At 68.1% G+C, this 5,431-nt stretch carries 8 protein-coding genes; 4 read left to right on the top strand and 4 right to left on the bottom strand.

What is annotated here, in order from left to right; all coding sequences use genetic code 11:
* The first annotated feature begins 134 nt into the window (after nucleotides 1-134).
* Nucleotides 135-293 carry a hypothetical protein gene (locus WA805_RS09685; RefSeq protein WP_422288361.1) on the top strand — a complete coding sequence of 53 codons (159 nt, stop codon included), beginning with the start codon at nucleotides 135-137 and terminating at the stop codon, nucleotides 291-293.
* Between the two features lie 168 nt (nucleotides 294-461).
* Here WA805_RS09685 and WA805_RS09680 read toward each other — a convergent pair whose 3' ends face one another.
* The 3 genes from WA805_RS09680 to WA805_RS09670 form a co-directional block, all read right to left on the bottom strand.
* Nucleotides 462-593, bottom strand: coding sequence for a hypothetical protein (locus WA805_RS09680; protein ID WP_422281838.1), 132 nt, complete (start codon nucleotides 591-593; stop codon nucleotides 462-464).
* 213 nt (nucleotides 594-806) lie between these two features.
* Nucleotides 807-1,370, bottom strand: coding sequence for a YdeI/OmpD-associated family protein (locus WA805_RS09675; RefSeq protein WP_422281840.1), 564 nt, complete (start codon nucleotides 1,368-1,370; stop codon nucleotides 807-809).
* Between the two features lie 254 nt (nucleotides 1,371-1,624).
* Nucleotides 1,625-2,443: a M55 family metallopeptidase gene (locus tag WA805_RS09670; protein ID WP_422281842.1), complete on the bottom strand. Its 819-nt coding sequence runs from the start codon at nucleotides 2,441-2,443 to the stop codon at nucleotides 1,625-1,627.
* A gap of 405 nt (nucleotides 2,444-2,848) precedes the next feature.
* Between WA805_RS09670 and WA805_RS09665 the strand changes: the two genes are divergently transcribed.
* Nucleotides 2,849-2,992 (top strand): hypothetical protein, encoded by a 144-nt coding sequence (locus WA805_RS09665; protein WP_424564725.1) that lies wholly within the window; start codon nucleotides 2,849-2,851, stop codon nucleotides 2,990-2,992.
* Between the two features lie 88 nt (nucleotides 2,993-3,080).
* Nucleotides 3,081-3,542 (top strand): NUDIX domain-containing protein, encoded by a 462-nt coding sequence (locus tag WA805_RS09660; RefSeq protein WP_422281846.1) that lies wholly within the window; start codon nucleotides 3,081-3,083, stop codon nucleotides 3,540-3,542.
* An 84-nt stretch (nucleotides 3,543-3,626) separates the two neighbouring features.
* Here the strand turns inward: WA805_RS09660 and WA805_RS09655 are convergent, their stop codons facing one another.
* A complete protein-coding gene (locus tag WA805_RS09655; RefSeq protein WP_422288365.1) occupies nucleotides 3,627-4,175 on the bottom strand; it encodes a TetR/AcrR family transcriptional regulator in 549 nt (182 codons plus the stop codon).
* A gap of 121 nt (nucleotides 4,176-4,296) precedes the next feature.
* On the opposite strand from WA805_RS09655, the gene WA805_RS09650 reads away from it, so the two are divergent.
* Nucleotides 4,297-5,256, top strand: coding sequence for an NADP-dependent oxidoreductase (locus tag WA805_RS09650; RefSeq protein ID WP_425242173.1), 960 nt, complete (start codon nucleotides 4,297-4,299; stop codon nucleotides 5,254-5,256).
* Nucleotides 5,257-5,431 lie beyond the last annotated feature (175 nt).

Raw genomic sequence — 5,431 nt, 5'->3', positions numbered from 1 at the left:
CGGGCTCGCTCACGCCTGCATTGTAAAACCGTGCCGAGTCCTTCATTCGAGTGCGAACCGGGCATCGTGATCAAGACCGCGAACGGGTCACGCCGGTCATAGCCTGCCCGTCGAAGGGTGCGTAGGCTTGCGGCATGGATCGACCAAAGCGGCGAAATATGGTGCTTGACCTGCGGGCGATCGACGACAAGATCAGGCTCTGGCTCGGCGCCGGGGACATAGACGAGGACGACCGTCAGGCGCTGGAGACCGTCCGCGATCTGATCAATGACCTGATCAGCAAGCCCGGCTAACCCGTTCATGGTGCCGGGCCTTCCTGGTCCAGGCCGCGACCCGGGACCGACTGGCCGCACAGCCGGCCCGGGCCTCTTCGGATGTGAGACGCGCGACCGTGCCCGGCGGTTCACCGGGGCTACCCGGCCCGCCAAATCGACGCACGAGGGCGCACGGCGGTATACGCCTTACCGGGGAAGCCGCGCTTTGCGCAATGACGTCCTGGCGGCGAAGTAGATGAACGGGCCAGTCTCGGCGAGCAGGGACTCGATGCGCCTCCACTGGCACATGACCACCTCGAGCTCGGCGAACCGTGTCACGGCCTCGTCGCCCGCGAGGTTGACCAGGCGCGCGCCGCTATCGCGGACAGCCTCTATCTCGGGCGCCCGGTCCAGGATGTGCCTATCCGCCGTTCGGCGCAGTTCGTGTCCTCACCGATCATCAGCCAGGGGCCTACCGCGCAGGTCGATCTGTGCGCTGGGCGCCCGCTGCGCTCCGGTTGCCTCCCACCGTCTATGTGCCTGGATCGCCGGTCAGGGCCGGTCGTCCCCTGGCTTGAGAAGCCTGCCGTTCTTCGACAGATCCGGGTCGGTGCATGCGGAGAGGTTAAAACAACAGGGCCGTCTCTTCCCGCCCTGCATCTTCGAGATGCTGACCTCGACCCGTCGTGCGCGCGTGTCTGGGTTCTTCGTGGCGTTGACCCAGCGCACCCATTCCCAGCGCGCCATCGGGGTGATCTCTTTCCACAGGTTCTGGATCTTCTGCGGGGCACCTGCCAGGGCTGCCGCGAGATCGGGGGGCACGCTCGGCTCTGGCCAATCCCTGGTCACCTCGATGTCGAGCGCCGCAGTGTCACCCGCGCCGATGCCGGCAGCGTGCTGCAGCGTGTCATCGACACGCATCCAGTGGCCAGAATTTCCGTCTGGCTCGAGCACCGTCTGGAATCCGACGCCATTGATCGTCCCGCGGACGGCCACCTGTCCGCGCGAGGGCAGGCGCTTGCTGGCCGTCTCTGGCAACTGCACCACGATCGATGTGCCGAACGCGGACAGGATGGCGTCGAAACGAATGGCCGCCTCCTTAGTGCGCTGACTCACCGCCGTGCCTCGCCTTCTCCGTTCCGGGCACCGCCCCCCGACGGCGACACCGTTACCAGGTACGTCATGGCTGCCACTCTCCAATCCCAGCGACCACGAAACACGCGATGACGGCCGGCCACTCCCGAGCTGGTTAACCTCAGCCGCTTCCCGAGCTGGCGCTGCTGTGGCTTCGTCCGCGAGCAGTGACCGCGAATGTTCGCCACTTTCGACCGCGCCAAGGCTGCACCATGGTGGCGGCCGGGAACGCAGGATCAGATGCCGCCGAGCATCGCGATGAGCTCGGCAACCCGGTATGCCGCCGGGAAGTCCGGCGCTGCGTAGCGCAGGGTGCGGCCGTCCATGCGCTCAATTCCCGGCACCAGCAGCGCGCGTTCGGTCATATGCGGCCTGAGCACCTCGACTTCCAGCAGTACCGGTCCGTCGAAGCGCAGCGCCCGGACCGCCTCCCGGTCGGCCAGCGCCTTCGGTACCGCTGCCTCGATCCGCTCGCATGCCTCATCAGGATGCAGCAGCGCAGCCGCCCGGGCACCAAGTGCCCGCTTGACCACCACCGCATGCATGCCTGGTGCCACGTCGGCCGCCTCCGCGGCAACGGTGTCATCGCCCGAGACAAGCACTGCAGGCACGCCGCTGTGCGCCGCGAGCGCGGTGTTCAGGCCGAGCTCACCCAGGGAGCGCCCGTCGCAGCGTACGTCGGCGATGACCCCGCCGCTGATGGTGTGGGACATGACCGAGCGGGCTGTGCCCGCCTTGCCGTGGTAGCCGATGAACAGGATGGCATCGACGTCGGGCGCCAGTCCCGCCATCATCCCGTCCGGCTTGGGGTCGCCGCGCAGCAGCTCGGCACGCCGGTCCAGCAGCTCGGGCAGAAGGTTCCGGAAAGCCGCATGCGCCTCGGTGACCAGCACCTGCGCATCTGCCTCGTAGGCGTGAACACCGCGGACCGCGGCGCTAGCCTCGGCCGTAAGTAGCTTGCGGTTCCGTTCATACTCGCCATGGCCCGGACTGATATCGTCGCGGTCGACCACGCCGGCGATTCCCTCCATGTCGACCGAAACGAGCACCCGCATCCAACTCGCACCTCTCCCAGGCCATCTACCCAGCACGCAATGCACCGTGGTCATAGTCCACCAGACCGCGACGGCCCAGCGAAGCCAACACCCTCATCTGCATACGATGAGGTACGACGGTCCTTCCGGTTCGCGGACGGCGGCCAGGGGTCAGCACGAACGCCCCTTCGGGGCTGGGACGGGCTGCGCACCGGAACGACTGGTATGGGCGCCACGCATGACAGTTGCACTTTGCAGACCTCAAGCACCGAGTAGGCGATCTGATCTCCTACTAGAACGATAGAAAACGCTCTACAAAGATCGTCGGCAAGGTCGAGGTAGCGTGGGTGAGTATTCCGCGTCGTGCATAGATACGTACCGGCTCTCACGGCGGTCCAGCAGCGAAATTGGCCAGGGGAGCTGCTCTTGGATCAGCTGAACAAGAGTTTCATTTACGGCCATCTCAGGGACCGGTTTGCAGTTTACGAAGGCGCAGAGGCTTTGCCCGTCGAGCGTGCGGTGCGGGCCGGCGGTCTGCTCGCCGGGCGGCCGTACCTCAACCCGCTGTGAAGATGCCGGTGCGGGCGTTATCAGGGCCAATGATGATGCCGGCGCGCTCCGGCCTGGGTGTGCCGCCCCCAGGCCGTAGGGTTACCAGGTGGGTATCGCTGCGCATATAGCCAGGCTGCGAGCCGTTCTCGGGCATGAGCTGCTGCTATTGCCGTCCGTGTCGGTCCTGCCCGTCGACGAGGCAGGCCGGGTGCTGCTGGTCCGCCATGCCGGCCATGACGATGGCTGGGGTGTCCTCGGCGGCGCCGTGGACGTGGGCGAGTCGCCCGCCGCGGCAGCGGTCAGGGAGGCCCGCGAAGAGATCAGCGCCGACGTCCAGCTGGTCCGCCTGGTGGACGTGCTCGGCGGGCCCGATTTCGAGGTCAGCTACCCCAACGGCGACCGGACCGCCTACGTCACCGCTGTCTATGAAGCCCGGATCATCAGAGGTTCCCCGGCACCCGGTGATGGCGAGCTCAGCGAGCTCGCCTGGTTCACGCCGGGACAACTACCCGGCCTGCAGCTGAGCCGGTTCTCGCGCGCCCTCCTTCACACCGCCGGCCGCCTCTGATTCATAACACGCATCCCCGTAGGGCTGCCCGCCGGCGGCTCGATGATCTCCACCGAACGCGCGGAATGCGGCTAGATGGGCGGTTCAGGGTGGAGATCGGAGGCCGTCCATCAGGATGTTCAGCAGGCGGGTTGCCCTGGCGTCGTGTTCGGGCGGGCGGGCCACGGTGAAGATGCCGATGAGGCTGGCGGCGATGTCTTCGGCGGTGACGTCGGCGCGGAGTTCGCCCGTCGCGCGGCCGGCGTTGAGGATGTCGTCGATGGCCGCGAGCAGCTCGGTCTGGGTCTGGGCGTGGGCGATTTCGCCCGATTCGATCATCGCGAGCAGCGTGTCGAGCATGCCGTTCTTGGTCGCGATCCAGTCCCCGAACAGGTCCATCCAGCGTCGCAGCGCCGCGGGCGGGGGAAGCCGGGCGAGTAGCTCGCGGGCGCCGTCGGTGAGCCGCGCGACCTGATCGCGGTAGACCGCGTCGACGAGAGACTCGCGGGTGGGGAAGTGCCGGTAGAGCGTGGCGATGCCGACCCCGGCTTCGCGTGCGATCGCGCGCATGGACGGTTCGGTGCCGGCAGACACGAACACGCGGGTCGCGACTTCGAGGAGCTGGCTGCGGTTGCGAGTCGCGTCCGCTCGCAACACGCGAGTTTCTGGCTCTACCAAAACGGATCACGCTCCGATTATGGTACGGTGCCTCTTGTAAACGGAGCATAGTCCGCTTCTCGTTGCCTTCATTCGCCGCCAAAGGAGCCACGTGAGCATGCAGCAACCGGGCGCCAGCACGTCGGCGGCCACGAGCCGGGCGGTCCGGCTCGAGTCATTCGGCGGCCCCGAGGTCCTGAACCTCCGCGAGGTACCCGCACCGCAGGCCGGCCCGGGGCAGATCCGCGTGCGAGTCACCGCGGCCGGACTGAACCCGATGGACTGGTTCATGACCTCCGACGCAGAGACCGCCACCCGATTCGGCTTGAGCCTGCCGTCCGGGTTCGGAACCGACTATGCCGGGGTCGTGGACCAGGCCGGTGACGGCGTGACCGAGTTCGCGGCCGGCGACCGGGTGTTCGGCGGCGCCCTGTCCCGCGCGGTCGCCGACTACGTAGTAATAGACGTGGCAGGGACCATCGCGGCGGGCGGTGACGCGCACCATACCCCGGACGGCGTCGACGACCGCACCGCCGCCACCCTTGCCATAGCAGGATGCACGGCCGCCGCCGCGCTCGCCGTCGTCAAACCCGGCCCGGGCGACACGCTGCTCATTGGCGGCGCGGGAGGCGGCGTCGGCGTGTTCACCGTGCAGTTCGCTCGCCTCGCGGGCGCGCGAGTGATCGGAACGGGAGCGGCGACGTCGGCCGATGCCCTGCGTGCCCTCGGGGCCGAGCCGGTCGCTTACGGCGACGGCCTGGCCGGCCGGCTCCGTGCCCTGGCTCCCGGCGGCGTCACTGCGGCCATCGACCTATACGGGACGGACACGGCGCAGGCGGCACGAGAACTTAGCGTGCCGGACGAGCGCATCACCACCATCGCTGCACAGGTCGACGGGATCACGCCGGCAAACGGCGCCAACGCCGCCCCCGGCGCCATCGAGGAGATCGCCCGCCTGGTCGCGACAGCCCAGCTCCGTGTGCCCATCGCGGCAACTTTCCCGGTCGGGCAGATCCGCGCTGCGGTCGAGCTTCAAGCCGGCCGGCACGTACACGGAAAGGTCGTCATCGACCTCTAGCTTCCGCCCGCTGAGCCAATCTTGACCTTGGGGTTCTCGCGCGCACGGGTCGTCAAGCGGCCGATGCCCGGTGGCGGCGCTAGTGTCGCGGCGGGTGGGCCGCGCTGGCAGGCTGGCTGATCAGTCGCCCTAGCAGGGCAGGCATCCACGTTCGGCGCGAGCGGCCCTCGAGCGG

Origin of the sequence: Trebonia sp. (assembly GCF_049794275.1) — a bacterium.
GTDB lineage: Bacteria > Actinomycetota > Actinomycetes > Streptosporangiales > Streptosporangiaceae > Trebonia.
This window is presented reverse-complemented; position numbering and strand designations above follow the sequence as displayed.

Excerpts from the sequence above, each read along its gene's own strand:
- WA805_RS09685 (WP_422288361.1), top strand. The coding sequence starts at position 135 with ATGGATCGACCAAAGCGGCGAAATATGGTGCTTGACCTGCGGGCGATC.
- WA805_RS09670 (WP_422281842.1), bottom strand. The coding sequence starts at position 2,443 with ATGCGGGTGCTCGTTTCGGTCGACATGGAGGGAATCGCCGGCGTGGTC.
- WA805_RS09650 (WP_425242173.1), top strand. The coding sequence starts at position 4,297 with ATGCAGCAACCGGGCGCCAGCACGTCGGCGGCCACGAGCCGGGCGGTC.